The organism is Natronococcus pandeyae, assembly GCF_008122205.1.
Lineage (GTDB): Archaea > Halobacteriota > Halobacteria > Halobacteriales > Natrialbaceae > Natronococcus > Natronococcus pandeyae.
Genome location: NZ_PHNJ01000002.1, coordinates 590,924 through 614,838 on the forward strand (window position 1 = coordinate 590,924; position 23,915 = coordinate 614,838).

The 23,915-nt window shown below is 66.1% G+C and carries 26 protein-coding genes; 13 read left to right on the forward strand and 13 right to left on the reverse strand.

Translation table 11 applies throughout. The features are described 5' to 3' along the window. The first annotated feature begins 385 nt into the window (after nucleotides 1-385). Entirely contained in the window at nucleotides 386-646 is a 261-nt protein-coding gene (locus CV102_RS06485; protein ID WP_148857058.1) for a hypothetical protein, read from the forward strand. A 30-nt stretch (nucleotides 647-676) separates the two neighbouring features. Here the strand turns inward: CV102_RS06485 and CV102_RS06490 are convergent, their stop codons facing one another. Continuing rightward, nucleotides 677-1,996 (reverse strand): PQQ-binding-like beta-propeller repeat protein, encoded by a 1,320-nt coding sequence (locus CV102_RS06490; RefSeq protein WP_148857059.1) that lies wholly within the window; start codon nucleotides 1,994-1,996, stop codon nucleotides 677-679. A gap of 216 nt (nucleotides 1,997-2,212) precedes the next feature. On the opposite strand from CV102_RS06490, the gene CV102_RS06495 reads away from it, so the two are divergent. Beyond that, complete coding sequence (locus tag CV102_RS06495; protein ID WP_148857060.1) at nucleotides 2,213-3,892, forward strand: aldehyde ferredoxin oxidoreductase family protein; 1,680 nt, start codon at nucleotides 2,213-2,215, stop codon at nucleotides 3,890-3,892. A gap of 17 nt (nucleotides 3,893-3,909) precedes the next feature. On the opposite strand, the gene CV102_RS06500 is transcribed toward CV102_RS06495, so the two are convergent. After that, the gene (locus CV102_RS06500; RefSeq protein ID WP_148857061.1) at nucleotides 3,910-5,085 is read right to left on the reverse strand and encodes an MFS transporter; all 1,176 of its coding nucleotides are present in this window, start codon (nucleotides 5,083-5,085) and stop codon (nucleotides 3,910-3,912) included. A 237-nt stretch (nucleotides 5,086-5,322) separates the two neighbouring features. Here CV102_RS06500 and CV102_RS06505 point away from each other — a divergent pair, with 237 nt between their 5' ends. From CV102_RS06505 to CV102_RS06515, 3 genes are read left to right on the forward strand one after another with little or no spacing between them, the layout of a single operon-like run. After that, nucleotides 5,323-6,684: an ethanolamine ammonia-lyase subunit EutB gene (locus CV102_RS06505; protein ID WP_148857062.1), complete on the forward strand. Its 1,362-nt coding sequence runs from the start codon at nucleotides 5,323-5,325 to the stop codon at nucleotides 6,682-6,684. Between the two features lie 2 nt (nucleotides 6,685-6,686). Next, a complete protein-coding gene (gene eutC / locus CV102_RS06510) occupies nucleotides 6,687-7,487 on the forward strand; it encodes an ethanolamine ammonia-lyase subunit EutC (RefSeq protein ID WP_148857063.1) in 801 nt (266 codons plus the stop codon). Between the two features lie 12 nt (nucleotides 7,488-7,499). Further along, complete coding sequence (locus CV102_RS06515; RefSeq protein ID WP_148857064.1) at nucleotides 7,500-8,957, forward strand: ethanolamine ammonia-lyase reactivating factor EutA; 1,458 nt, start codon at nucleotides 7,500-7,502, stop codon at nucleotides 8,955-8,957. A 31-nt stretch (nucleotides 8,958-8,988) separates the two neighbouring features. On the opposite strand, the gene CV102_RS06520 is transcribed toward CV102_RS06515, so the two are convergent. Beyond that, entirely contained in the window at nucleotides 8,989-9,351 is a 363-nt protein-coding gene (locus CV102_RS06520) for a hypothetical protein (protein ID WP_148857065.1), read from the reverse strand. An 80-nt stretch (nucleotides 9,352-9,431) separates the two neighbouring features. Then, nucleotides 9,432-10,568 (reverse strand): thiolase family protein, encoded by a 1,137-nt coding sequence (locus CV102_RS06525; RefSeq protein WP_148857066.1) that lies wholly within the window; start codon nucleotides 10,566-10,568, stop codon nucleotides 9,432-9,434. A 182-nt stretch (nucleotides 10,569-10,750) separates the two neighbouring features. Here CV102_RS06525 and CV102_RS06530 point away from each other — a divergent pair, with 182 nt between their 5' ends. Continuing rightward, the gene (locus CV102_RS06530; protein ID WP_148857067.1) at nucleotides 10,751-11,392 is read left to right on the forward strand and encodes a DUF5806 family protein; all 642 of its coding nucleotides are present in this window, start codon (nucleotides 10,751-10,753) and stop codon (nucleotides 11,390-11,392) included. Between the two features lie 3 nt (nucleotides 11,393-11,395). Here CV102_RS06530 and CV102_RS06535 read toward each other — a convergent pair whose 3' ends face one another. Together CV102_RS06535 and CV102_RS06540 are read right to left on the reverse strand one after the other, a co-directional pair. Continuing rightward, a complete protein-coding gene (locus CV102_RS06535) occupies nucleotides 11,396-11,899 on the reverse strand; it encodes a DUF7529 family protein (protein ID WP_148857068.1) in 504 nt (167 codons plus the stop codon). A gap of 98 nt (nucleotides 11,900-11,997) precedes the next feature. Next, nucleotides 11,998-12,735 (reverse strand): lipoate--protein ligase family protein, encoded by a 738-nt coding sequence (locus CV102_RS06540; RefSeq protein ID WP_148857069.1) that lies wholly within the window; start codon nucleotides 12,733-12,735, stop codon nucleotides 11,998-12,000. A 61-nt stretch (nucleotides 12,736-12,796) separates the two neighbouring features. On the opposite strand from CV102_RS06540, the gene CV102_RS06545 reads away from it, so the two are divergent. Both CV102_RS06545 and CV102_RS06550 read left to right on the forward strand, forming a co-directional pair. Next, nucleotides 12,797-13,723, forward strand: a complete 927-nt coding sequence (locus CV102_RS06545) for a hypothetical protein (protein ID WP_148857123.1) — start codon at nucleotides 12,797-12,799, stop codon at nucleotides 13,721-13,723. Nucleotides 13,724-13,819: 96 nt separating this feature from the next. Further along, entirely contained in the window at nucleotides 13,820-14,479 is a 660-nt protein-coding gene (locus CV102_RS06550; protein WP_148857070.1) for a helix-turn-helix domain-containing protein, read from the forward strand. Between the two features lie 17 nt (nucleotides 14,480-14,496). On the opposite strand, the gene CV102_RS06555 is transcribed toward CV102_RS06550, so the two are convergent. After that, complete coding sequence (locus tag CV102_RS06555; RefSeq protein ID WP_233710640.1) at nucleotides 14,497-14,739, reverse strand: Sec-independent protein translocase subunit TatA/TatB; 243 nt, start codon at nucleotides 14,737-14,739, stop codon at nucleotides 14,497-14,499. Between the two features lie 130 nt (nucleotides 14,740-14,869). Here CV102_RS06555 and CV102_RS25785 point away from each other — a divergent pair, with 130 nt between their 5' ends. Together CV102_RS25785 and CV102_RS06560 are read left to right on the forward strand one after the other, a co-directional pair. Further along, nucleotides 14,870-15,043 carry a hypothetical protein gene (locus tag CV102_RS25785; protein WP_187432875.1) on the forward strand — a complete coding sequence of 58 codons (174 nt, stop codon included), beginning with the start codon at nucleotides 14,870-14,872 and terminating at the stop codon, nucleotides 15,041-15,043. Nucleotides 15,044-15,435: 392 nt separating this feature from the next. After that, nucleotides 15,436-16,137 carry a hypothetical protein gene (locus CV102_RS06560; RefSeq protein ID WP_148857071.1) on the forward strand — a complete coding sequence of 234 codons (702 nt, stop codon included), beginning with the start codon at nucleotides 15,436-15,438 and terminating at the stop codon, nucleotides 16,135-16,137. A 234-nt stretch (nucleotides 16,138-16,371) separates the two neighbouring features. Here the strand turns inward: CV102_RS06560 and CV102_RS06565 are convergent, their stop codons facing one another. The 3 genes from CV102_RS06565 to CV102_RS25790 form a co-directional block, all read right to left on the reverse strand. Next, entirely contained in the window at nucleotides 16,372-17,757 is a 1,386-nt protein-coding gene (locus CV102_RS06565; protein WP_148857072.1) for a serpin family protein, read from the reverse strand. 107 nt (nucleotides 17,758-17,864) lie between these two features. Further along, nucleotides 17,865-18,317: a DUF4385 domain-containing protein gene (locus tag CV102_RS06570; protein WP_148857073.1), complete on the reverse strand. Its 453-nt coding sequence runs from the start codon at nucleotides 18,315-18,317 to the stop codon at nucleotides 17,865-17,867. After that, the gene (locus CV102_RS25790; RefSeq protein ID WP_187432876.1) at nucleotides 18,310-18,603 is read right to left on the reverse strand and encodes a hypothetical protein; all 294 of its coding nucleotides are present in this window, start codon (nucleotides 18,601-18,603) and stop codon (nucleotides 18,310-18,312) included. The genes CV102_RS06570 and CV102_RS25790 overlap by 8 nt, the downstream gene beginning before the upstream one ends. 135 nt (nucleotides 18,604-18,738) lie before the next feature. Between CV102_RS25790 and CV102_RS06580 the strand changes: the two genes are divergently transcribed. Next, the gene (locus CV102_RS06580; RefSeq protein ID WP_148857074.1) at nucleotides 18,739-19,224 is read left to right on the forward strand and encodes a PaaI family thioesterase; all 486 of its coding nucleotides are present in this window, start codon (nucleotides 18,739-18,741) and stop codon (nucleotides 19,222-19,224) included. 28 nt (nucleotides 19,225-19,252) lie between these two features. Here the strand turns inward: CV102_RS06580 and CV102_RS25795 are convergent, their stop codons facing one another. The 3 genes from CV102_RS25795 to CV102_RS06585 all read right to left on the reverse strand — a co-directional run bounded on the left by CV102_RS25795 (nucleotide 19,253) and on the right by CV102_RS06585 (nucleotide 20,531). Then, nucleotides 19,253-19,426, reverse strand: a complete 174-nt coding sequence (locus tag CV102_RS25795; RefSeq protein ID WP_187432877.1) for a hypothetical protein — start codon at nucleotides 19,424-19,426, stop codon at nucleotides 19,253-19,255. A gap of 104 nt (nucleotides 19,427-19,530) precedes the next feature. Continuing rightward, nucleotides 19,531-19,707 carry a hypothetical protein gene (locus CV102_RS25800; RefSeq protein ID WP_187432878.1) on the reverse strand — a complete coding sequence of 59 codons (177 nt, stop codon included), beginning with the start codon at nucleotides 19,705-19,707 and terminating at the stop codon, nucleotides 19,531-19,533. A 245-nt stretch (nucleotides 19,708-19,952) separates the two neighbouring features. Continuing rightward, nucleotides 19,953-20,531 (reverse strand): cysteine hydrolase family protein, encoded by a 579-nt coding sequence (locus CV102_RS06585; protein ID WP_148857075.1) that lies wholly within the window; start codon nucleotides 20,529-20,531, stop codon nucleotides 19,953-19,955. A gap of 100 nt (nucleotides 20,532-20,631) precedes the next feature. Here CV102_RS06585 and CV102_RS06590 point away from each other — a divergent pair, with 100 nt between their 5' ends. After that, a complete protein-coding gene (locus CV102_RS06590; RefSeq protein ID WP_148857076.1) occupies nucleotides 20,632-22,290 on the forward strand; it encodes an Hvo_1808 family surface protein in 1,659 nt (552 codons plus the stop codon). Nucleotides 22,291-22,339: 49 nt separating this feature from the next. Continuing rightward, nucleotides 22,340-23,899, forward strand: a complete 1,560-nt coding sequence (locus tag CV102_RS06595) for an Hvo_1808 family surface protein (RefSeq protein ID WP_148857077.1) — start codon at nucleotides 22,340-22,342, stop codon at nucleotides 23,897-23,899. Nucleotides 23,900-23,915: the final 16 nt, after the last annotated feature.

Genomic DNA, 23,915 nt, shown 5'->3' on the forward strand with positions numbered 1-23,915 from the left:
AACGACCATAGAGGGCGGTCCAGACCGCGCCGAAGAGGACGAGTACGCCCGTGATGTCACGGGCGTTCGTGACGACGGGAATCGTCGTGTCGTCGGACCGTAGCCGAATCTGAACGACGTATAGACCGAAACCGCGTCGACGACGGAGCCGGACGGCGAGCAGCGTTCCGCTGACAGTCGATTGCGGAACTGGAACGTGCAGCGAAGACGGTCCGCGATACGCTACTCGTGCGCGGTCCGCCGGAGGGGGTTCGAGACGCTTCGTGAGGTCCCGGGGAACGGTACGGACGGCCTCGAAATCGAGCACCGGACGAACGGTTCGAACCGCCACCCGGCGACCGGGACTCGCCACAAAAGCTATGCCGCGACCGGGCCGTGGCCCGGTATGACAGTTCACGGCACGCCCTCCCTGCAAGCCACCGGCGACGCTCTCTTTCCGGGGACGACCGTCCGGTACCACTATCGGTCCGGCGACGGACTCGCGACCGTCGTTGAACGGACGGAACGGTACGTGACCGTCGTCGGGACGGACTATAACGGGACGTTCACGCACGACCAGATCGACCGACTGCTCGCGGCGGATCGGCTCCAAATCGTCCTCGACGACGAGATCCACGCTCCCGAGAGCGCGCTCTCGGATCCGTGACGGAGCCGGACTCTCGGACCCGACTCCCGATTATCGGAGCGCGGTGAGGGTCCCGTCCCAGAGGAGGTAGACCGTCTCCCCGTCGACGATCGGCAAACCCGGTCTGAGGAAGTCGGAATCGGGCGCGTGTTCGAGGTCTGCGAGGGAGAACTCCCAGTAGTCGCTCCCGTCCTCGAGATCGAAGCCGACGACGTGGTACTCCCGGCCGACGACCTCCTCGCCGTCGTCGCTCAGTCGATCACAGCCGCGGAGGGAGACGGCCGTCTCGCCGAGGATCGCCGGCCCGTGGACCGATCCGGTGTCGTACGACCACCGTTCGTCGCCCGTCTCGAGGTCGATCGCGTGGAGTCCATCTCCCGACGCCGTGAGCGCGGTCCCGTCGGCGACGGCGAGCAGCCTGTTCCCCGGGACGTTCCGTTCGCGTTCGCCGGTCGCTGCGTCGAGGACGATCGTTTCTTCGGGCGTCGTGACGAAGACCCGCTCTCCGGCCGCGACGAGCCTGCTTCGCGCGTCGTCCTCCGGATCGAACGTCCACAGCGTCTCGCCCGTCGCCGGTTCGAGAGCGACGATCTCGCGCTCCGAAGAACCGTCGCCGACGGCCGCGTAGACCGCCTCGGCCGTGACGGCCAGCGAGTTCGGCGCGAACGAGTCGGTGCCGGCGGCGTCGACCGACTCGCGGGTCCAGCGGACCGAGCCGTCGGTCGGGTTCACGGCGTGGAACTTCCGCTCTCCGTACTCGCCGGTGATCGCGTAGACGGTCCCGAACCCGAGTTCGGGCTGGAACACCATCTCCGTCCCGTCGAACCCCTGCGTCCAGCGAACGTCGCCGCTCGCGGGATCCAGCGCCGTCAACCGTTCGCCGCCGACGTAGACGCCGTCGTCCGCGACGACCGGCGTAATGCCGTCGCTCATGTTGACCGTGGACTCGTCGGCGCCGATCGCCCCGCTGGTCCACTCGAACGAACCGTCGGCCGCGTCGAGGGCGTGAACTTCCCCGTCCGGAGTCCGCGCGTAGACCGTGTCGTCGGCGACGGCGACCGCGCCGCTATCGACCGCGACGCCCTCGTAGCTCCAGGCCGCCCCTCCGAGCCCCTCGAGGTCGCCTTCAGCCGGAACGGCTCCGGTGTTTCCCGGTCCTCCGCGGAAGGACGACCACCCGTTCGCGGGATCGGCGACGACATCCGCATCGCGTACGTCGTCCGGCTCCGCGTCCTCCGACTCGTCCGTCGCCGTCTCCTCCGATTCGCTCGATTCTCCCGTTTCGTTCCCCGAGCCGATTGCGGCGAAACTGCTGCCGGTTACCAGAGCCGATCCGGCCGCGATAACGGTCCGTCTATCGAATTTCGACATGTCTCGAGCGAGAACAGTCCTCCGTATTGTTATCAGTGTAATAATACGATCTCCGTCAGTAAAAAAACAGTTTTCTACGCGGAATTCCTCGAAATAGAACTGTTCTATTCGGCACCTTACGTCGTCGATCCGTCCGCGAGTTCGTGACCGCGGCGCGACGCCACTCTGGGGACAAACCCAAACCGTTTTGCGAAACCGCGTCCCACACTATCGACTATGAAACACGTCCGCGGTCCGCTGTGCTCGATCGACCTCGGTGACCGATCGATGTCGACTGAATCGATCGACGACACGCTCGAGTCGTTCATCGGTGGGCGAGCGCTCGGGACGAAACTGGCCCACGACCGCATCCCGTTCGACGCGGATCCGCTCGGGGCCGACAATCGGCTCTACTTCGCGACGGGGCCGCTCCAGCACTCGCAGATGAGCTTTACCGGGCGGATGTCGGCGACGGGGCTGTCGCCGCTGACCGACGGGCTACTCTCCTCGAACGCCGGCGGCTTCCTCTCACGGAACTTCACCGCGACGGGCTACAGCGCCCTCGAGGTCACCGGCGCGAGCGACGAACTCGTCGTCGTCCACGTCACCGACGAGGGTGTCGAGTTCGAGGCGGTTCCCGACCTCGAGGAAGCGACGGTTCCCGAGACCTGCGAGTACATCGAGGACGAACACGGCCTCGAGTCGGAGCACACGGTGGTCGTCGGTCCGGCGGGCGAGAACGAGGTCCGGTTCGCCTCGATCATGACGTCGGAGGAGCGCGCGTTCGGACGGGGCGGACTGGGAGCCGTACTGGGGTCGAAGAACGTCAAGGCGATCACCTTCGACGGCGACTCGACTCGAGAAATCGAGATTCCGCCGCTCCAGATGGACGTTCACAGTGAGGCCGCCCAGGCTGACCACCCGATGAAAGCACAGGGGACGACCTCTGTCACCGAGTACGCTAACATGGTCGAGGCGCTGCCGACGCGGTACTTCTCCGAACTCTCCTTCGAGGGAATCGAAGGCGTCAGCGGCGACCGCGTCGAGGAGAAGAAGTACAAGAAAGGGACCTGTTCGGCCTGCGCGTTCGCCTGCAAGCTGCCGACCCGCGACGAGGAGTCGGGCCTCGAGACCGAGGGGCCGGAGTACGAGACACTGATGGCGTTCGGTCCGAACTCGGACGTCGACGACATCGTCGACGTGATGAAATCGAACAAGCTCTGTGACGAACTCGGGTTGGACACGATCTCCTGTGGCGACACCGTCGCGGCCTACCTCGCGAGCGAGGACGAGTTCGGCAACGTCGACCTGATCCACGATCTGGTCGAGAAGATCGCCTACCGCGAGGACGTCGGCGACACACTCGCGGAGGGCGTCGACCGAGTCCACGACGATCTCGGCGTCGAGAACTGGTCCGTCAAGGGGATGGAGTTCGCGGCCCACGACGGGCGTACCCTGAACGGCCAGGGACTCGCGTTCGCGACCTCGAACCGCGGTGCCGACCACATGTACGCCGAGTTCTACCCCTACGAGTACCCGCTGGTCGACTCCGAGAAGGCCTTCGACAAGTCGGGTCTCGAGGACAAGCCGCCGAAGGTCGTCGAACTCGAGAACCTCAACGCGATCAAGGACAGCGCCGTTCTCTGTAAGTTCTCGCGGGACTTCGTCGACGAGGAGCGGCTGTCGACCCTGCTCGACGCCGACTACGAGGATCTGCTCGAGATCGGCGGTCGGATCGTCGCGCTCGAGCGTCACTTCAACAACCAGCGCGGCTTCGACCGGAGCGACGACACGCTGCCGTACGAACTGCCGGACTTCGACGCCGCGCTCGACGAGTACTACGCGGAGCGCGGCTGGGAGGACGACGGCACCGTCCCCGAGGACCACGTCGAAGGCGCCGCCCCAGCGGACGACTAGCCGATCGGATCGATTTTTCAGTCCGCTGCCGTCCCGACCGTCGGGGCGTTCGCTGTCCCAGTCCACAGCCACGTCGCCGCAATCGTGGCCGAGAGTGCGATACCGATCACGACCGTGAGCCACAGCGCCCGCCCGAGACCGTACAGCTCCGCGAGGACGCCCACGAGCGCGGGCGCGGTCGCGATGCCGGCGTACGTCGCCCCCGTGGTGACGGCGTTGATCGGACCGCTGTACTCGGGGGCCGCCTCGACGGCGTACGCCGACAGGGCCGGGAAGCCGCTCGAGAGCCCCGCACCGGCGACGAAGACGGCGGCGAACAGCAGCGGCCCGGTGACGCCGGAGAACGCGACCGCCAGCGCGGGTATCGCGAGCACGGTCGTACCGAACAGGAGTGTGAGGTAGGGGATTCGATCGACGACGAGCGTGTAGCCGGCCCGGGCAGGCACGTACGCCAGCAGATAGGTCGACAGCAGTAGGTTGGCAGTTCCGGTCCCGTAGAACCCGCCGGCGTAGTAGGCGAGCCAGGTGAAGACGATTCCCTCGACGGCGCCCGTAAACAGGATCCCGACGGACGCGCCGACGACGGCCGGCCGGCGGAGCAGTTCGCGGAGGGCGTCGGCCGAGATCGATCGCTCGGCCTCCATCGACGGGAGATCGGTTCGAATCGCGACGGCCGCGACCGGGACGAAAAAGCCGGCGAGCACGAGGAAGACGAGTCGCCAGTCCGCGATCACGAGCACGCCGCTGACGAGCTGGGGGCCGAGCACGGCGCCGACGGCCCACGCGAGCGCATAAGCGGTGTAGACCCGGCCGCGGCGGGCCGCGTGGAGGTGGCTCAGGACCGCGCGGTCGATGCCGCGAAACACCCCCGCAGCCGTGCCCTGGGCCAGCAACGCGACCAGAAAGACGACGTAGAGGGGCGCGGCTGCCATCGCGACGAGCGCACAGACGACGCCGACGACGCCGAGCGCGAGCGCCCACCGCATCCGGATGCGGCCGGCGAGCAGCCCCGTCGCGACGGCGGCGATGGCGAAACCGACGGTTCCGGCCGGAGCCACCAGTCCGAGCGCGGCCTCGGACGCGCCGAACGTCGCCTCGAGACTCGAGAGGATTGGCCCTCTCGCCTGCATCGCCATCGCATCGCCGAGAATGAACAGGAAGATCGCGACGGTCCACACTCGAGTTCGCTCCATATCTCGGGTGTCGTCTCGGGAGAGAAAACCGTGGCTATCGCGGCAGTGCGGGACGGGACGACGACGTGGGTACCGATCGAGCGAGTCCGACGACCGGTCGGCCTCGAGTGGGTTCGACGACCGGTCGGCCCTGAGAACCTCTCGAGCACGCCGTGGCTTTCAGTAGAACAACTGTGCTTTGGTACCATTCGACAAACTCTGAAGCCACTGCCCGACGTAGAGGGAGTCAGACGCTCTATGTCAATCCAGACAACAAACGCCACGGACGGCGAGCGCTTCGACTCCGTCGTCGAGGTACTCGCCAAGGCAAACGAGCCGAAAACCGGCGACGAACTCGCCGGGATCGCGGCCGACTCGGACGCCGAACGGGTCGCCGCCAAGCGGGCGCTGGCCGGGATGCGACTCGAGACGCTGCGCGAGAATCCGGTCGTCCCTGCCGAGGAAGACGAAGTCACGCGGGTCATTCAGGAGTCGGTCCGGGAGCCGATCTACGACGAGATCAGAGCGTGGACGGTCGCCGATCTGCGGGAGTTCCTCGTCGCCAGCGACACGAGAGAGCGAGAGATCGCGGCGATCCGACCCGGGCTCACGAGCGAGATGATCGCCGCGGTGACGAAGCTCATGTCGAACATGGACCTCGTCCTCGTCACCTCGAAGATGGAAGTAACGGCTCGCTGTAACACGACGGTCGGCGAGGAGGGGACCCTCTCGTTTCGACTGCAGCCGAACGATCCCGCGGACGACGTCTCGAACATCGTCGACGCTACGCGGGAGGGGCTGGCCTACGGCGTCGGCGACGCGGTGATCGGCATCAACCCGGTCCAGGACAGCGTCGAGACCACGACGCAGATCCTCGAGGCGACCCACGAGTTCATCGAGGAGTGGGACGTGCCGACCCAGAACTGCTGTCTCGCCCACGTCACCACCCAGATGGACGCCATCCGCGAGGGCGCCCCCGCAGACTTGATCTTCCAGAGCCTTGCCGGCACTGAGGCGGGCAACGACGAGTTCGGCGTCGACGTCGATCTGCTCGACGAGGCCCACGACCTCGCCCAGCGTCGCTGCGTGTCCTCGGGACCGAACGTGATGTACTTCGAGACGGGGCAGGGTGCGGAGCTCTCGGGCGACGCCCACCACGGCGTCGATCAGCTCACCCTCGAGGCGCGCTGTTACGGCCTCGCGAAGCGCTACGACCCCTTCCTCGTCAACACCGTCGTCGGCTTCATCGGCCCGGAGTACCTCTACGACGGCCAGCAGGTCATCCGCGCGGGACTCGAGGACGTGTTCATGGGCCAGCTCCACGGCATCTCGATGGGGATCGACGCCTGCTACACGAACCACATCCAGGCCGACCAGAACGACATCGAGAATCTCTCGGTGCTGCTCGCCGCGGCGGGGACGAACTACTTCATCACGGTCCCGATGGGCGACGACGTGATGCTGAACTATCAGTCCAACAGCTACCACGACGCCGCCGCCCTCTGGGAGATCTTCGACCTCGGGCCGACCCCCGCGTTCCGCGAGTGGCTCGCGGAGATGGGAATCTGGCGGGACGGCCAGCTCACCGAGAAAGCGGGCGATCCGACCATCTTCACGTAATCATGGCATCCAACTCCGATTCCGACTCCGACGCGCTCGAATCGACTTCCGACTACGACTCCAACCGCGATCACGCGGACGAGGAAACGCTTCGGCGAATCGTCGACCGCACGCCGACGCGCCTCGGCGTCGGCCGTTCCGGCCCCCGGCCGACCACCGACTCGCTGCTCGAGTTCCGGGCGGACCACGGCGTCGCCCGCGACGCGGTGCTCTCGCAGGTGAGCGACGACCTGATCGACGACCTCGGCCTGGTCAGGCTGCGGACACGGGTCGCGGACAAGGATCAGTATCTCGCTCGCCCCGACCTCGGGCGGGAACTCGACGAGCAGAGCCTCGAGCGACTCGCACGCGAGTGCGAGGCCGAACCCGAGGTCCAGATCGTCGTCGGTGACGGCCTCTCCTCGACGGCCATCGAGACGAACGTCCCCGAACTGCTACCGGTTCTGCGGGACGGGCTCGAGGCTCGCGATATCTCGGTCGGAACGCCGGTCTTCGTCGAGTTCGGCCGCGTGGACGTGATGGACGCCGTCGGCGAGGAACTCGAGGCCGACTGCTGTGTGATCCTCATCGGCGAACGTCCGGGTCTCAGAACCGCCGAGAGCCTGAGCGCGTACATGGTCTACGGCCCGGAGCGCGGGATGCCGACGGCCAAGAAGTCGGTCGTCTCGAACATCCACGACGGCGGGCTGCCGCCGGTCGAGGCCGGCGCCGAACTCGTCGACCTGCTCGCCGAGATGCTCGCCGAGGAGGCCAGCGGCATCGACCTCCGCGAGGACGACCGCGAGTTCCAGCCGGAGGCCTAGCGGGGCGACGCCGTGAGCGACCGTCCGAAAGCGTTGACGAGCGTCGGTATCGACGTCGGAACGACCACGACCCACGTGATCGTCAGCCGGTTGCGAGTCGAAACGCCGCCGGGAGGCGCCGGGAGCCCCGAGATCACCGACCGCGAGGTCGTCCACCGCGGGACGGTTCGCGAGACGCCGCTGCTCGACGCCGAGACGGTCGACGTCGAACGCGTCGCCGGGTTCGTCGACCGCGAACTCGAGACGGCCGGGCTCGAACCCGCAGATATCGACACCGGCGCCGTGATCGTCACCGGCGAGACGGCTCGCCGGGAGAACGCCGAACCGCTCGTCCACCGGATCGCGGCGGATGCAGGTCAGTTCGTCGCGGCGACGGCCGGCGCTGATCTCGAGGCCGTCCTCGCCGGCTGCGGCTCCGGTGCGGCGGCCCGCGCCGCTGAGACGAACGGAACTGTCGCTAACGTCGACGTCGGCGGCGGGACGACCAACGTCGCGATCTTCGAGGATCGGTCGACCGCGCAGCAGGGGCGAAGCGAGGGACGGGTCAGGGAAACGCGCTGTCTGGACGTCGGGGGTCGCCTCGTCAGGTTCGACGGCGACCGCCGCGTCAGTTCGATCTCCCCGCCAGCCTGGGTGCTCGCGGACGCGCTCGAGTTGTCCCTCGCCGTCGGCGAGCGACCCGACGACGAGACGCTGGACGCGCTCGCCGGGGCGATGGCGGACCGGATCGTCGACCTGCTCGAGGGGCCGCCGTTCGACCCCCTCACGCGCGAGCTGTGGATCGGCGACCTCCCGAACGAGCCCGTCGACCTGGACGGCGTCGTCTTCAGCGGTGGCGTCGGCCGGTTCGTCGAGTCTCCGCCGGACGATCCGTTCCCGTACGGCGACCTCGGCGGACTGCTCGCGGCGACCCTCTCGAGCCACGAGACGGTTCGCTCGTGGCCGTTACTCGAGTCCGCCGAGGACCTTCGAGCGACCGTCGTCGGCGCCGGAACCGAGACGACCGCCCTCAGCGGCCGGACGATCTCGCTCGAGTCCGGAGCCCTCCCGCTGCGGAACGTCCCGGTCGCCGCGGTCGGCGACGTCGCCGACCGCGAGGGAGATGCGCTCGTCGCGCGGCTCGAAGAGGCGGTCTCCCGGCTCGGGGAACTCCACGATTTCGCGGCGCTCGACGCCGCTGCGCTCGCGATCGACGATGTCGGGCCCCTGGCGTACGAGCGAGTGCAAGCGGTTGCGGGGGCGCTCGAGGACGCGCTCGAGGCGCTCCCGCGGTCGTTGCCGGTCGTCGTCGTCACTCGCCAGAACTGTGCGAAGGTGCTCGGACAGACGCTCCGGAGCCGAACCGATCGGCCGCTCCTCGTGCTCGACGAACTGCGGCCCGCGGACGGCGACTACCTCGACGTCGGGGAACCGATGGCGAGCCACGAGAGCGTCCCAGTGGTGGTGAAAACGCTCGCCTTCGGCGACTGAGGTGGGTCGTCTGTCGCCGTTTGCGGTTCCGTCACTCGTCTCGGCGTTGCGCCCGTTCGTTCGACCGCTGTACTTGCTCGTCCGATCGTCGCGTCTCCTCGTCCGGCAATTCCCGATCGTCGCCCCGCGAGGGAAGCGGCGCGTCGTCGGCCCTCGAGGGGTGGATGTTGTAGTTGTTCCCCTTGTACGGGTCGCTCTCGGGATCGTAGTCCAGTTCGCTACGCTCGAAGATGTAGATGAAGAAGCCGAACAGCGGGACGAAGAAGGTGATTGCGGCCCACTTTTTCGGTGGCTCGAGACCGACCCGCCCCGAGTCGTAGTAGACGAACGCGGTGATCCCGAGGTGCCAGGCGAGCGGAATACCGATGATCGCCGCCAGCAGGATGTTGCTCATACGATGCCTACGGCTCGAAGGCTACTAAATCGCCGGCCAAAAATCGGTCTCGAGTCTCGGCCGAGTCCGGACTCCTCGATTCAGTTGACCTCGAACTCGATCGCCGCACCCTGGCCGAAGCCGACACAGAGCGTCGCCAGACCGCGGCCGCCGCCGCGCTTCTGGAGTTCGTGGATCAGGGTGACGGGGAGGCGCGCGCCGGAGGCACCCAGCGGGTGCCCGATCGCGATGGCGCCGCCGTTGACGTTGAAGATCTCGGGGTCGATCCCGAGCTGATCGCGCGAGTAGAGGCTCTGACTGGCGAAGGCCTCGTTGAGTTCGACGAGGTCGTACTCCTCGATATCGCGGCCGTTGCGCTCGAGCAGCCCCTCGGTCGCGGGCACCGGACCGATTCCCATGACGGTGGGGTCGACGCCGGCGACGTTGTTCTGGCCGACCTCGGCCAGGATCTCGAGGTCGTGTTCCTCGGCGAAGGCCTCGCTCGTCACGAGCAGGGCGGAGGCGCCGTCGGAGATCTGGGAGGCGTTACCTGGCGTGACGGTGCCGTCGGATTTGAAGACGGTCGGCAGTTCGGCCAGTTTCTCCGCGGTCGTCCCCGGTCGGATACCCTCGTCCTCGCTGACGGTGCCGTCCTCGGTTTCGATCGGGACGATCTCGTCGTCGAAGCGGCCTTCCTCGGTCGCCTCGGTGGCCCGCTGCTGGCTTCGTGCGGCGTACTCGTCCTGCTCCTCGCGACTGACGCCGTACTCTTCGGCGACCTTCTCGGCGGTCATCCCCATCTGCAGTTCGCCGATGTTGTAGTACTCGGCCATCTTCGGGTGGACGTTCGTCGTGTTCTCGCCCATCGGCACGCGGGACATGTTCTCGACGCCGCCGGCGATGACCGCGTCGCGGTTGCCGGCCGCGATGGCGTCCGAGGCGGAGATGACGGCCTGCATCGAGGAGGCACACCAGCGGTTGATCGTCGTCCCGGGAACGTCCTCGCCCAGTTCCGACAGGAGGGCGATGACGCGGGCCATGTTGTTGCCCTGCTCGCCGCGCTGCTGGGCGCAACCCCACATCAGGTCGTCGACGTCCTCGCCAGTGAGGCCGGTTTCGGCGAGGATCTCGTCGATCAGCGCCACCGAGAGGTCCTCGCTGCGGAGGTCAGCGAAGACGCCGTCTTCTTTCCCCTGTGGGGTTCGCACTGCCTTGGCAACGACCGGAGTCTGTGTCATACTCTACCGCATGTCCTTCATGAACTTAAATCCGCGACAACTCCTACGGACGCAAGAGACGTTTACGACGCCGTTCGGCACAGATTCCGTCGTCCGACGCTCGAGACACGATCGTCCGCGAGAGCTCCCGCGTTCGCCTGCGGGAGACAATCCTTATTTCGAGCGTGTGGGTATAGGCGGCTATGGACGAGGACGGACCGAGCGCAGGAGGAACGACGGACGAGAGCCGTGACGCCAGCGGAGCCGAAACGACGGCCACCCGTGACGATGGCGAACAGCAGGGCGACGACGCGATGCCGGGCGTTCCGGATCCCGAACCCGAGGAGTCCGACGTCCCCGAGGACGTTCGGAAGTACGCCCGCTTCAAAAAGATGGACGGCGCCCAGTACGAGCGGGTCAACGAGTTCCTGCGCGACCGGACCTACATTACGGCCAGGGAGTGGGCTATCGCGCGGCTCTGTTCTGACTTCCGGACCGAGACCGGCGTCGAGATGACCAAGATCGGCGAAAACCTCCCCGAACTCATCCCGTTCATGACCGACACCTACACGCCCCAGGCGGTCAACCAGGCCCGCTCGTCGTTCGAGGAGAAGGTCCGAATGGCGGGCGCGACCTTCCTCTACGGCGCGATGTGTGACTTCTTCACCGCCGAAGAGCTCGACGACGTGATGTACGAGTCGACCGAGGTCGCCAAGTTCCTGCTCGAGGTCGAGGGCGTCGACCTCTCCGTCGAGGACGAACTCGAGGCCGAAGACCGAATCTCGAGCGTGATGCGCGAGGTACGAGACGCGAGCGCGGAGCTTCGGGAACAGGACGAGGAGTAGCGGCTACCCGTCGCCCCATTCCCGAACGTCCGATTCCTCGAGGAACAACGACGGATCCTCGTGAGAGAAGACGAGCCACTGCTCGGCCGCCTCCGGACGAACGTGGATCTGGAGGTCCGCCGCGCGAAGCGCGCGCTCGAAGACGCCGTGGGACTCGGAGAGGGTGTACGTAAGCGGAACGAAGACGGCCGTCTCGGTCGCCTCGTCGCGCTCGACCGCGAGAGCGAATCGGCGGTCGTCGCCCTCGGACGGCCGGTAGTACACTTCGGCCCCGCCGAAGGTGACGTCGTCGCGTTCGACGAGTCGCGCGACGAGGTCGTACTCGTCCTCGGTCACCTCGACGTCGAGGCCGAACCGCTCCTCGTCCTCGACCGGCGTTATCCCGCTCGGCTCGAGTACGACGGCGTCCCAGCCGTCCTCGCGGTACCGCTCGGCGATCCCGGTCGCATCGGCGAGTAGTTCTTCCCATTCGGGCGTCGTAACCGGGTTTCTATCGTCGTCGCTCATTGCGACTCCTCCGGAGCTCGTCTGACCATGTGCGAGTTCACACCGTCGAGACGAAAAACGTTGCCACGACTCGAGTCGGCCGGGATGGGCCGGTGTCGCTATCGAGCGTCTCCACTGACGTCCGCGGAGACATCTTGGACCGTCGCCGAGTCGGGGCCGCCGCCGACGAGTGTCTCCTCGAGTTCCCGCCGGACCCGCTCGGGATCCGACGGTCCGCCCGCACCGACCACGCTGCCGACGCTCGCCGGGTCGAACGGGACTCCGAGGCGGTCGTAGACCGCTTCGAGCACCTCCGCGAGTTCCTCGTGGTTGTCGACCACGAGGATTCCCGAGACGAGCGCCGCGTCCTGCCGGACCCGCTGGGCGATGCCGACGATCTTTCGCGGGCCGCTCGCGCTCGAGTCGGCCGCGCCCGTCGTCGACAGCGAGTGCGCGCCGGGACAGAACGAGTCGTCGGGTTCGCCGCGCTCGAGGTCGACCCCCAGTTCCTCGAGCGCCCCCTCCACGGTCGCCGTCAGCTGCTCGTAGCGCTCGTCGGTGCCGCGGCGGAAGTCCTCGATCGGTTCGGCGCGGGCGAACGCCATCGCCGTCTCGCCGTCGTAGGCGACGGCCCGTCCACCGACGCTCCGCTCGACCGGCGGAAACCCGCGCTCGCTGGCGGCCTCGCGAGCGCGGTCGTACCCCTCGAGTCGGCTGTCCCGTCGCCCGAACGCGACCTGGCGGTGGGGAATCCAGACCCGTACGGCGGGTTCGCCGGTTGCGGCGACCTCGAGCAGGCGGGCGCTGGCCTCGCGGTCGGCCTCGATCGTCGCCGCGCGGCCTCGGAAGATACGCATACGCGGGGCGTTCGCGTCGATGCACCTAAACGCTCCCGCTGCGGAGTCCCGACCGAACCCGATGGCCGTCATCCTCCCTGACTCGCTGCTCGCCCGGTACGAACGGTTCTCGCTGTACAACTCGCCCTACCGCGCCCACGATGGGGGCTGTGCGATCGATCTTTACCCCGGCACCCTGACCGACGGGCGGACGACTGCCGCCCCGAGTCCCGTCTCGGGTATCGTCCGCGAGACGAAGACCGTTCGGGCACCACCGAAACCCTACGCGCCCGAGCACGACCACCTGATTCTGATCGACTGCGAGGGCCCGGCCGGACTCGAAGGACTGACCGCTCGCGTGTTGCACGTCGAACCGAACGTCGCGGCCGGCGACCGGGTCGCGGCCGGCGACTCGCTCGGGACGCTCGTCCGCGCGGGCTTTTTCGCCCCCTGGGTCGACAACCACCTCCACGTCGGCTTCCGCGAACCCGACCAGAACCCGCACCGGGCGTCGGGGTCGTTGCCGCTCGAGGTGGGCGTCGAGATCGAACCGCTCGCGTGGGACGGCACCGGCAGGGTCGTCGCGACGGGCGACACCTACGCCGTGCTGGACACGCCGACGCACCCCGAGCCCGGATCGAGGTTCGTCGGCGTCGGAGCGGACGGTGGTGAGCCGAGTGAGACGAGGCGATCCTCGTCGGAGCGACGCTCCGACGGCGGTGGCGTCCTCGACGGCGGTCTCCCGCACTACGACGGCGGCGGGCTGCTCGGACTCGAGAACTCGCCTGAAGGACCCGTCTTCCTGAACGGCGATCGACTCGGGACCGTCGAGGGGCGGACGATCACCTGGGACGACGTGGTCGTCACCGCGAACGGCGAGCCGATAACGGGACTGTCGCTGTTCTGCGCTCGAGACGCCGACTTCGGGGCGAAGCTGATCTGTCCGGACCGGCCGTTCTCGATCGGCGAGTCGGTTGCCGTCTCCGTTCAGCCCGATCCGCTCCCGTAGCGACGAGCGAGAAGAAAAACGTTCACGGTCCGATGATTGTCGACCTGTCGTTTATAATATATTAATGTCGCGGAGCGCGTAGTCGGTGACACGCGGATGGTCGTGATCATTCGATTCCGAACGCCTGTCATCAACTCCGAACTCGGCAGGGTGCTCCGAGTGCAGGACGGCGCGTCGATCGAACTCGAGACGCTCGTCCCGAGCGGGGAGCGGTCGATCCCCTTCTTCTGGATCCACGCCGCACCGCCGGAGCCGGTCCTCGACACCCTTCGTGCGCACGACTCGGTCGACAGCGCCGAAATCGTTGACCGCCTCGACGACGCGACCCTCGTTGCGATCGAGTGGCACCCCGAGTCCGACACCGTGTTTCAGGACATTCAGTCCTGTGACGGGCAGATCCTCCGGGCGATCTGTCGCGACCACCACTGGGAGTTCAACGTTCGCTTTCGCAAACACGAGGACCTTTCGACGTTCAGGCGACGCTGCGAGCGAGACGGCGTCCAGATTCACGTCGTGCGGATCTACCACGGCACCGATCCGAACGAGGATCCGCGGTTCGGTCTGACCGACGCGCAGTGGGAGGCGCTGACGCTCGCCGTCGAGCGTGGCTACTACGATATTCCGAGACGGTGTTCGACGGCCGAATTGGCCGACGAACTGGGAATCTCGAGCCAGGCGATGACCGAACGACTTCGCCGGGCGGTGACGAACCTCTCGCGACACACGGTGCTCGCCTCGCAGTCGCCGGATCGGTAAAAAAGCGTCAGCAGGTTTCAGTCGGCGGTTCGTTCTCGCTCCTCGGCGTCGGCCTCGACGCTCTCTCGAGCGGTTGTTCGCATCTCGTCGAGTTCCCGTTCGACTCGAACACGCCCTTTCTGAAACTCGCCCATCGACTCGCCGGCGGCGCGTGCGAGCCCTGGTAGTTTCGCCGAGCCGAACAGCAGGACGGCGATAAAGAAGATGATGAGCAGTTCGGGCCCACCGGGCATCATGAACAGCGGTACTGGTGAACTCATCGCAAGATGTGGTACGCCTCGAGAGGAGTTAAGCTAGAAACCTGAGGGCGCCGATACCGACTGGTGCGTCCATGGTGTGTCAGGGATCCAACTCACGCCGGTCGGCGTCGTTCACTCTCTTGAGAAGACTATGAATACCTCGAACACCGACGACACGTCCTGCGAGCCGGCCGATTCCGGGCGCCTCCCCGGTGACGAACTCTACATGATGGCGGGTGAGGTGTACGTCCTCTGTAGCGTTCGGCGACCGTCGACGCGGTGGATCGCGACGGATGCCGTCGACGATCTGGGGGAGTGGCGATAGGTCCATTTTCTGTTTCCGTTCGGAGACAGATCTCAGAAGGAGCACTTGAAGCAGTTGCGAACACCGAGTCGGCGTCGGGCCAATGGACTTCGATTTCGATCAGATCATCCGATCTGTGTACGTCCGTTTCCCGTCATAGTATCAAATATTAATAGATCAAATCGAACCTGACCTATCATGTGTATCGGTTATCTGAACGTGAGGAGTACTATAGGCTGAAAGTCGACGTCGCTGGCGGAACGGCTTCCGACGCGGCGTAGCGACTTTCAACGTGCCCGAACGGTCACGGACCGAGTCGGCGGAACGTACGGAGCAACGGTGCCGGGCCTGCGCCGCAGTGCGGCGGTTTCCCGCCTCGCTCCCGACCTCGAACGGGTCACACGGAGAATACAATGAAGACAAGTGATGTTAGCGATAGATTCTCGCGACGGACCGTACTACGGGCCGTTGGCGCGAGCGCGCTCGTCGGCGTCGTCGTTCCTGGTGTCGTCGCCGCCGCGAGTTCGGTGAGCGGACAGGGAGTCACCGTGACTCTGAACAGCTGCTCGAGAGACGGCAGTCAGTACGTGGGACAGTTCTCGGCGTCCGCGGATCAGACCGTCCAGCAGGGGACCCAGGTGCGAATCGACGGGTCGAACAAAGCGACACTCAACAGCGCACAGGACAGCGCGTCGTTCAGCGCGAGTAATTCCTCCGGGACGTTCGCCGTCGTGATTACTCGAGGGTCGACCAGCAGTTCCGGTTCTCTGAGCTGCCCTGCGCAGGCGTGTGCCGTTACTGCGAGTGCAGGATCTGGAAGTCCGCGGTGTACCTACACGTTCACGAACGGGTGTGACGATTCCGCGATCGTCTCCTTCAACAAGACCAGTACGCAGGGGAACGACCTCTCGAGTCTGAACGTCGCCGGCAGCGGGTCGGCATCCGTAACGCTCACCCCGAACACCCAGTACTCCTGGAGCGCATCGGTCAACGGCGACCCGGCGGGAGCCGGGAGCATTGATTGCGGTCATCCCGGACAGGGTCAGGGCGTCGAAGACGGCCATCCTGGCCGGGGTGACGGACTGGAGCCCGAGAACGAAGAAGAAGCGGAGTGACAGCTGACCGCTACCGAGTCTTTCCATTTTTAATCGGACCGGCGTTATTGTGCGAACTGGACTTTTCGCGCGAAACCCGAGCCCCCCGCTCTCCTCGATCGAGGGCCGTTCGCCGCCGACCTCGAGATCCTCCGGCCGATAGATCGATTCGCCCGATCGCCATCGATCCGCGGCTCCCGATACGAGTACGGCGCCATCGAGAGTCGAAATGGATGGTGATTTCGACTCCGAGTCCTAGTCCTGTAGCGTTTCGCCGTCGATCACGCGACCGAAAAACAGCGGCGTCTCGGTCGGCCGATCCCGGACGTAGAACAGGAACGGCCGGTCGACGGTTATCTCGACCTGCTCCGCCGCCGCGCTCTCGTCCATCACGACCGCCGTCGCGGCGGCGGCCTCGGTCCCCTCCTCGTCGACCTCGAGGAAGCTCTCGTGAACGATGTCGCCGACGTACAGATCGCTCGAGTCGCCGTCGGCCATTCCGCTGAAGTCCGCGCCGCCTCCGAAGGCTCGCTCCATCCCGAGTTCCTGCATAACGTCGACGAGACTGAACGCCGACTCGATGCCGAACTTCGGGAGCGCGAGATCGACTTCCGGACGCGAGGTCTCTCCGAGCATGGTCGCCAGCCGATCGACCGTGAGCGATTCCTCGAAGGACTCGAATTCGCCCTCGGCCGGGAGCACGACGACCATGCTCGTGTCGTCGTTGGCGTAGGGAAGTTCGACGAGCTGGTGGCCGTCGACCTCCGCGTAGCGCAATTCCTCGCGCTGGTGCATCAGTTCGACTTCGGTCTCACTGCCACCGAGACTCGTGAACGGCCCCGGCGCGGTGTCGGCCGGATCGAAATCGTGTTTCCAGGCGGCGAGGAAGTACACCGCGTTCGTCAGGACGAGCCTGGTTGACTCGCTGATCGTGCTCTCGGGCAACAGATCCTCGATGCGGTCGTTCGTCTGCTCTTCGACCCACGCGTTGATCTCCTGGCGTGCCTCTTCGGGACTCCCCGCGAAGTCGACGAGGCGTTCACCGGCCTCGTAATAAACCTCGAGCAACTCGAGGTAGTCCTCTTCGAGTTCGAACTCGTCGTCGACCCAGACCGCGTTCGCACTCGAGAGTTCGAAGCCGAGGTCGTCTTCGTCGTCGGTCTCGTCGTCGTCCGTACCGTACGGATCGTCCACTTCCGAACCGTCTTCGTTCCGTCGCTCGAACTCGTCCTCGAGCGCGCCGAACGCCCCGTGGAGGTCGTCGTTCTCGAGTTCGTATCGGAGGGCGTCGGCCATCTCCGCCGCCGTCTCGCCGCGGGCGCCGGCGCGGGTCATCGCCAGCGCGACGGAGACGCTGTACGGTGAGAAGAACAGGTTCTCGTCGGGTTCTTCCGTCCGAAGCTGTTCGAGGAGGTCGAGCGAGAAGGCGACGTTCTCGTGGATCTGCTCGGCGAGCAACTCAGGCTCGAGGTCGGGGTCGGTCACGAACTCGAGTTCCGGAAAGTCGCCGTCGTACTCGAACGACGACCCGTTTCCGTTCGGATCGCCGTTCGACGTCGGTTCATTGTCCGTGGTACAGCCGGCCATCCCCGCGAGGAGGGCGCTGGAGAGCGCGAGCAGAGTTCGTCGATCGGTCGGCATGTGACTCTCTCCCTCGAGAGCCTGTAAACGCTTTCTGTAGACTGAAACGCCGCTTTGAGCTTGATCGATCGTCGTACTCGATCCTCCGTCGCACTCGAACGGCCGTCCTATCCGTGACGTTCGCGGTGTCGCTCCTTTTCGCTCTGGTAGGCCTCGTCCTCGCGGACCCGCTCCCAGTACTCCTCGAACACCAGCGCCGCCTCGCGCTTCTCCGCGTCGGCCCACTGCTCGGGCTCGAGTTCCTCCCCATCCTCGCCGTACTTCGTCCCGCCCGGATACTTCGCGTAGCGCATCGCTCGAGTGTACCCCATCTGCAGGTACTTCCGGGCCATGTCCATCCCCGGGAACTCGTCGTTCTCGCGGTACCGTTCGTACTGCTCGTAGATCGCTTCGGCCGACTCCTCGGCGCTCTCTTCGTCGGCGTAGGACCACAGCGGCAGCAGTTCGCTCTTGTACGGTTCGATCTTGAAGACGCCTTCCTCGCCGCGGCCGATCTCGTACTCGTTTGGATGCTCGCGGAAGTCGATGTTGTATTCTGGACCCTCAGAGGTGTCAGACACGGTAATCACCACCGAGCCCCTCCGACGTCGTCGCGGCCGAGCGTCGCGAGGCCGCGCCCTTTTTTGGTCCAGATTTTTTGCGTTGGCGCGGAACCGAAGGTTCCGCGAACTGTGCGAACGGGTGCGAAGCACCCGTGAGCAGAGAGGGGTGAGCGACCGCAGGGAGCGAACCCGAACGGAAAAAAGGTGGTTGCAAGACGCCCTCTTCGCCGCGGCCGATCTCGTACTCGTCCGGGTGTTCGCGGACGTCGGTGTCGTACTCGGGGCCGGCCGAGTCGTCAGACACGGCGATCACCGGACTTGCTGCGGTCGATCGAACGCTGGTTCATACGAGGCGAACGCCCTCGAGACGGATGAACCCTCGACAACGTGTAACCCGTAAAGCACAGCGATAAAGAGCGTCGCTGGCGGACGGGATGGCATGAGCGACGATTCACCGGCCTCGGTCGAGGACGTCGACGACATCGCGGAGTTCCTCCAGAACTACATCGACGAGTACCACGAGTTTCTCTCGTGGATCGGCACGAGCGTCGACGACGTCGACAACGGGACGATGACGCTCTCGATCCCGTACGACGAGAAACTGACGAATATCCGGCCCCACGCCGGCGAGGACCAGCGCCCCGACATCCACGGCGGGATCGCCGCCACGCTCATCGACACCGTCGGCGGCTTTGCGATCCAGACGGACCTCGAGGATCCGTTCTCGACGGGTGTCGCGACGATCAACTTGAACGTCAACTACCTCCGACCGGCGACGGGCGACCTCGAGGCGACGGCGGAGGTCGTCCGCGTGGGCTCGACCGTCGGCGTCAGCGAAGTCACCGTCGAGAGCACGACGCCGGACGGGGAGACGAAGGCGGTCGCCACCGGCCAGGGATCGTACCGGATCTTCCGCCCCGAGTAAAAAAGGGTTCCCCGCCGGCCGAGACGGCTCAGTCGATCGTTTGCTCGGAGTCGGCACGTGATTGCTCTTCGTCCGCCGCGGCGCCCTCGCTGGCTCGAGACGCTTGCCAGAGCCGCCAGTGGAGGGAGAGCCCGATCGTCGCGACGACGAGGAAGTAGAGATAGATCGCCGTTTCCACGGGGGCAGGGACCGGGTCGAGCATTAGTGGAGACCTTGGTTCAGTTCCCCATACGGCTCCGCCTTCACAGTGACACGCTCTTTATACCGTCCCTCCGGTTGCGACGAACCGATCGGTCTCGACTGTCGCTACCGCTCCGTGTCGTCGCCGGAGGAGACCATCCAGTACCGGACGCCGAGATAGGCGATGACGAGGCCGAACGTGACGGCGAACAGGGGTGACCCGTCGGACACGGCGTACACCAGTGCGAGCGCGTTCAGCCCCATACCGAGCAGGTACATCGAGCGCATTCGGCGGTCGTTCACGGCCGCTCACGCTCCTCGGGCCGATTGCGACCGGTCGTCGTTCGTGTCCCTCGATCGATCGGGCTCCGTCCGGCCGTCGGCGCTCGGTCGAGTTTCCGTTCCTGCCGTCTCGTTCGGACCATCACAGTAGACCGTTGGGGACCGTCGCCGAAAAACGCGTTCGGTTCCCAGCCGACGACGCAACTGACAGCTACTCGAGCATCCTCCCGTCGGCGAGGCCGGCGTGAATCCGTCCCGACGCGGCGTTACTCGGCGTCGAACGCGAGTTCGCCGCTGTCGACGACTTCGCCGAACAGCCACTCGGCGTGTTCGAGGGCGTACTCCCGGTGCTCGTCTTCGATCGCGCCGATGTGGTCTTCGACCAGAATCGGCCGGAAGTCCCGCAGGCCGGCGCTGCCACCGGTGTGGAGCACGCAGACGTTCGCGAGGGTGCCACAGATGACCAGATCGCGGATCCCACGGGCGTTCAGCCACCCCTCGAGTTCGGTGTTGTAGAACGCGTCGTAGGTGTGTTTCTCGACGACGTGGTCTTCCTCGTGGACGTCGAGCTCCTCGACGATCTCGGCCTCCCAGGAGTCCTCGAGGACGTGTTCGCCCCACTGCTCGAACTCGTTGTAGTAGTAGGCCTCGTCGAACTGCTCGGGCGGGTGGACGTCCCGCGTGAAGATCACCTGCGTCCCGGCCTCGCGAGCCCGGTCGACGAGGCTGGTGACCGGCTCGATCGCCTCCTCGCTTCCTGGCGCGTACAGCGTGCCGTCGGGATGGCAGAAGCCGTTCTGCATGTCGACGACCACGAGGGCCGTGTTCGATGGCTCGAGGTGCATGTGTGTTTGTAGGAACTCGATCGCAAAAACGTTCCTGCGGCCACCACTCGACCGGGGTCCTTTTTGTCCGTGCTTTCTTACTGGTAGCTATCACGGACAGATGAACGCAACGCGAACACGCCTGCTCGTCGTCCTCGTCGCGATGGTGACGATGCTGACCGTCGCGGCGGCCGGCGGTGCCGTTCCGGGAGTGCTCTCGGACGGCTCGACCGGTGTCGAGAACGGCGAGTCGGCCGCTGTCGACCGCCCGAACGATCCCACTACCGAGGACACTGTTGGCTACGTCGAAGGGTACTGGCACGACGACGAACTCGCCGTCGACGAACGCGACGACGCCGTCGTCGAGGACGACGAACTCGAGGCGGTCGTCTACCGCTCGATGGCCCGCGTCGAGGAGATTCGCGGACTGACGTTCGACGACGAGGTCCCGGTCGAGGTCATCTCGCGCGAGGAGTTCCAGGAGCAAAACGACGCGGTCTTCACCGATGTCAACGGCGAGGAACGACTTCAGTCGAACGTCAACAAGGAGGCGCTGTTCGCGGTCGATCGGAGTACCGACGCTACCGACGAGCAGGAGGCCCTCTACGGCGGCGCCGTCGACGGCTACTACCAACCGAGCACCAACCAGGTCGTCATCGTCTCCGACAATCCGGAGACGCCCGAACTGGACGAGGTCATTCTTGGTCACGAACTGCTCCACGCCCTCCAGGACCAGCATTTTGACCTGTCGAGTTACGATCGGGAGACGATCGACCAGGACAACGCCAAGAACGGCCTCATCGAGGGCGACGCCGTCCGGGTCGAGACCGAGTACGAGGAGCGCTGCGCTGCCGAGTGGGACTGTACCCTCCCCGACGACGCAGCGATGGAGCCGCCGGAACTCAACTGGGTCCTCTACACGACCGTCTTCCAGCCGTACAACGACGGTCCCGACTACGTCGACCACCTGCGCGGAGGGGACGACTGGGACGGCGTCGACGCGGCCTACGACGATCCGCCCGCCAGTAGCTCCGAGGTGATCCGACCCGGCGAGGACCGCACCCCCGTCGACATCGAGGTCGAGGACCGCTCGAACGACGAGTGGCGCCAGTTCGAGGCTGACGGTGAGGTCGCGAGCGAGACGTACGGCGAGGCGGGGCTGGTCGCGATGTTCGCCGGGGACGCACACGACCGGAATCAGCCGTCGGTGATAGACAGAGAGGAGTTCTTCGCCGAGGACCTGCAGGGGTACGACTACGATCAGCCGTACACCGACGGCTGGGCCGGCGACGAACTGGTCACCTACGTCACCGACGAGGCGACCGAGACGGACGATCCGGCCGCCGCAGCCGAACACGCCGGCTACGTCTGGCAGACCGAGTGGACCTCGAGCGAGGACAGCCAGCAGTTCGTCGACGGCTATCTGCAGTTGCTCGACCTCCACGACGCCGAGGCCGTCGACGGCCACCAGGATACCTACGTGATCGACGACGAGTTCCCCGGCGCCTACCACGTCGATCGCGACGGCGAGACGGTGACGATCGTCCGCGCGCCGTCGGTCGACGAACTCCCGAACGTCGACGCCGGCGCGGCGCCCGAAGGCGAGGACACGCTCGAGATCGAGGACGCCGATCCGGAGCCGTCCGACGACGATGTCGGAGCAGAGTCCGACGACGGGAGCGACACGATCCCCGGCTTCGGCGTACCCGTCGCGGTCGCGGTCGTCGCGATTGCGCTGTTCGCGGTTCGCGTTCGGAACGTCGGTCGGAAGCAGCCCTGATTCGTAGCTAGTCGACGAACCTTTGCCTTCTCCCTCGAATATGCCACTGATGCGCCGCCGAGTCGCGCTGTTCGCCGTCGTCGTCCTCGTCGTGCTGTCGGGGTGTACGCTACCCGCTTCACCCGATCGGTTCGATACCGACCGCGACCTCGGCCATATCGGCGACTACGCCGCCGACGATAGCTTCGAATTCGACGATCAGGGACACCTCACCGAGGCGCAACTCGAGGCCGTCACGTACCGGTCGATGGCTCGAATCGAGGTTCTCCGCGGGCTGAAGTTCGAGCACGACGTCGAGGTCGAGGTGATCAGTCGGGAGGAGTACCGCGAACAGCGTAGCGACCCCTCGAACGCGTCCGCGTTCCGCAACGAACTCTGGCGCGGCGCGTTCGTCGTCGACGGCGAGACGGACGTCAACCGTGCGCTCGACGATCTCTACGGTGATGCCGTCCAGGGATACTACTCCGACGATCGGATCGTGCTCGTCGCCGACGACAGCGGCGAGATCCGGATCGATCGAGGGACGCTGGTCCACGAACTGGTCCACGCGCTCCAGGACCAGCATTTCGGTCTCGATCGGGAGGGGACCACGATCGACGAGCGACGGGCCGAACTCGGCGTGCTCGAGGGCGAGGCGAACTACGTCCCGCACCTGTACGAGCAGCGCTGCGGTGAGGAGTGGCAGTGCGTGCCCGACCCCGAGCCGGTGCCGGCCGAGCTCGAGGAGCGCCCGTTCAACCTCGGGCTCTTCCTCTCGATCTACGCGCCGTACGCCGAGGGGCCGTCGTTCGTCGCTCACCTCCACGAGACCGGCGGCTGGGACGCGGTCGACCGCGCCCACGACGAGCGCCCGGCGAGCACTTCGCAGGTAATCCATCCCGAACTGTATCCCGATACCGAGCCGGTCGACGTCGAGATCGAGGACCGCTCGAGCGACGATTGGGAACCGTACACGGACGGGGACGCCGAGCCGCGAACGGAGACGGTGGGAGAGGCGACGCTGTTCGGAACCCTCTGGGCGAACGGCGTGATCGACCGGTCGCTCACGGACGGCGGGACCGAACTGGCGCCGTACAACTACTCACATCCCGCGACCGACGGTTGGGCCGGTGACACGGTTCAGGTGTACCACGACGAGAACAACCAAACGGCCCACGTCTGGGCGCTCGCCTGGGAGAACGAGTCGGACGCCGAGACGTTCGCCGAGGCCTACCGGGAACTGCTCGAGGCGAACGACGCCGAACCGGTCGACGACGAGTCCGATCAGGTCGATACCGATGCCGAGACGATCGACAACGGCACCGCCGTCTACCGGATCGCCGACGACGATCCCTTCGCCGGCGCTTACCGCGTCACCGTGACGAACGAGACGGTCGAGATCGTCGGCACGCCCGGGGTCGACGACCTCGAGGCGGTGCATGGCGCCACCGATATCGAGGCGGACCACGCCAGCGAGGAGCGCCTCGAGACGCTCCATGCCGCCGCTGACTTGCGCTCGCTCGAGGCTGCCGGCCTCGCAGAACCGACGACACCGCCGGTGCCGGCGACGCCGGACGGACCGCCGACCAGTTCCGCGCCGTCGGCCGCGAGCGCGGCCGCAGACGGGTAGCTTATTTGGCCCCCGA

What these genes read in the sequence shown, in the direction of transcription:
- CV102_RS06535 (WP_148857068.1), bottom strand. Translation starts at nt 11,899, where the DNA reads ATGAGCGACGACGATAGAAACCCGGTTACGACGCCCGAATGGGAAGAA.
- CV102_RS06520 (WP_148857065.1), bottom strand. Translation starts at nt 9,351, where the DNA reads ATGAGCAACATCCTGCTGGCGGCGATCATCGGTATTCCGCTCGCCTGG.
- CV102_RS06560 (WP_148857071.1), top strand. Translation starts at nt 15,436, where the DNA reads ATGAAGACAAGTGATGTTAGCGATAGATTCTCGCGACGGACCGTACTA.
- CV102_RS06525 (WP_148857066.1), bottom strand. Translation starts at nt 10,568, where the DNA reads ATGACACAGACTCCGGTCGTTGCCAAGGCAGTGCGAACCCCACAGGGG.
- CV102_RS06550 (WP_148857070.1), top strand. Translation starts at nt 13,820, where the DNA reads ATGGTCGTGATCATTCGATTCCGAACGCCTGTCATCAACTCCGAACTC.
- CV102_RS06530 (WP_148857067.1), top strand. Translation starts at nt 10,751, where the DNA reads ATGGACGAGGACGGACCGAGCGCAGGAGGAACGACGGACGAGAGCCGT.
- CV102_RS25785 (WP_187432875.1), top strand. Translation starts at nt 14,870, where the DNA reads ATGAATACCTCGAACACCGACGACACGTCCTGCGAGCCGGCCGATTCC.
- CV102_RS06590 (WP_148857076.1), top strand. Translation starts at nt 20,632, where the DNA reads ATGAACGCAACGCGAACACGCCTGCTCGTCGTCCTCGTCGCGATGGTG.
- CV102_RS06565 (WP_148857072.1), bottom strand. Translation starts at nt 17,757, where the DNA reads ATGCCGACCGATCGACGAACTCTGCTCGCGCTCTCCAGCGCCCTCCTC.
- CV102_RS06505 (WP_148857062.1), top strand. Translation starts at nt 5,323, where the DNA reads ATGTCAATCCAGACAACAAACGCCACGGACGGCGAGCGCTTCGACTCC.
- CV102_RS06490 (WP_148857059.1), bottom strand. Translation starts at nt 1,996, where the DNA reads ATGTCGAAATTCGATAGACGGACCGTTATCGCGGCCGGATCGGCTCTG.
- CV102_RS06495 (WP_148857060.1), top strand. Translation starts at nt 2,213, where the DNA reads ATGAAACACGTCCGCGGTCCGCTGTGCTCGATCGACCTCGGTGACCGA.
- CV102_RS06580 (WP_148857074.1), top strand. Translation starts at nt 18,739, where the DNA reads ATGAGCGACGATTCACCGGCCTCGGTCGAGGACGTCGACGACATCGCG.
- CV102_RS06540 (WP_148857069.1), bottom strand. Translation starts at nt 12,735, where the DNA reads ATGCGTATCTTCCGAGGCCGCGCGGCGACGATCGAGGCCGACCGCGAG.
- CV102_RS06555 (WP_233710640.1), bottom strand. Translation starts at nt 14,739, where the DNA reads ATGAGTTCACCAGTACCGCTGTTCATGATGCCCGGTGGGCCCGAACTG.
- CV102_RS06585 (WP_148857075.1), bottom strand. Translation starts at nt 20,531, where the DNA reads ATGCACCTCGAGCCATCGAACACGGCCCTCGTGGTCGTCGACATGCAG.
- CV102_RS06500 (WP_148857061.1), bottom strand. Translation starts at nt 5,085, where the DNA reads ATGGAGCGAACTCGAGTGTGGACCGTCGCGATCTTCCTGTTCATTCTC.
- CV102_RS25795 (WP_187432877.1), bottom strand. Translation starts at nt 19,426, where the DNA reads ATGCTCGACCCGGTCCCTGCCCCCGTGGAAACGGCGATCTATCTCTAC.
- CV102_RS06485 (WP_148857058.1), top strand. Translation starts at nt 386, where the DNA reads ATGACAGTTCACGGCACGCCCTCCCTGCAAGCCACCGGCGACGCTCTC.
- CV102_RS06545 (WP_148857123.1), top strand. Translation starts at nt 12,797, where the DNA reads ATGGCCGTCATCCTCCCTGACTCGCTGCTCGCCCGGTACGAACGGTTC.
- eutC (WP_148857063.1), top strand. Translation starts at nt 6,687, where the DNA reads ATGGCATCCAACTCCGATTCCGACTCCGACGCGCTCGAATCGACTTCC.
- CV102_RS06595 (WP_148857077.1), top strand. Translation starts at nt 22,340, where the DNA reads ATGCGCCGCCGAGTCGCGCTGTTCGCCGTCGTCGTCCTCGTCGTGCTG.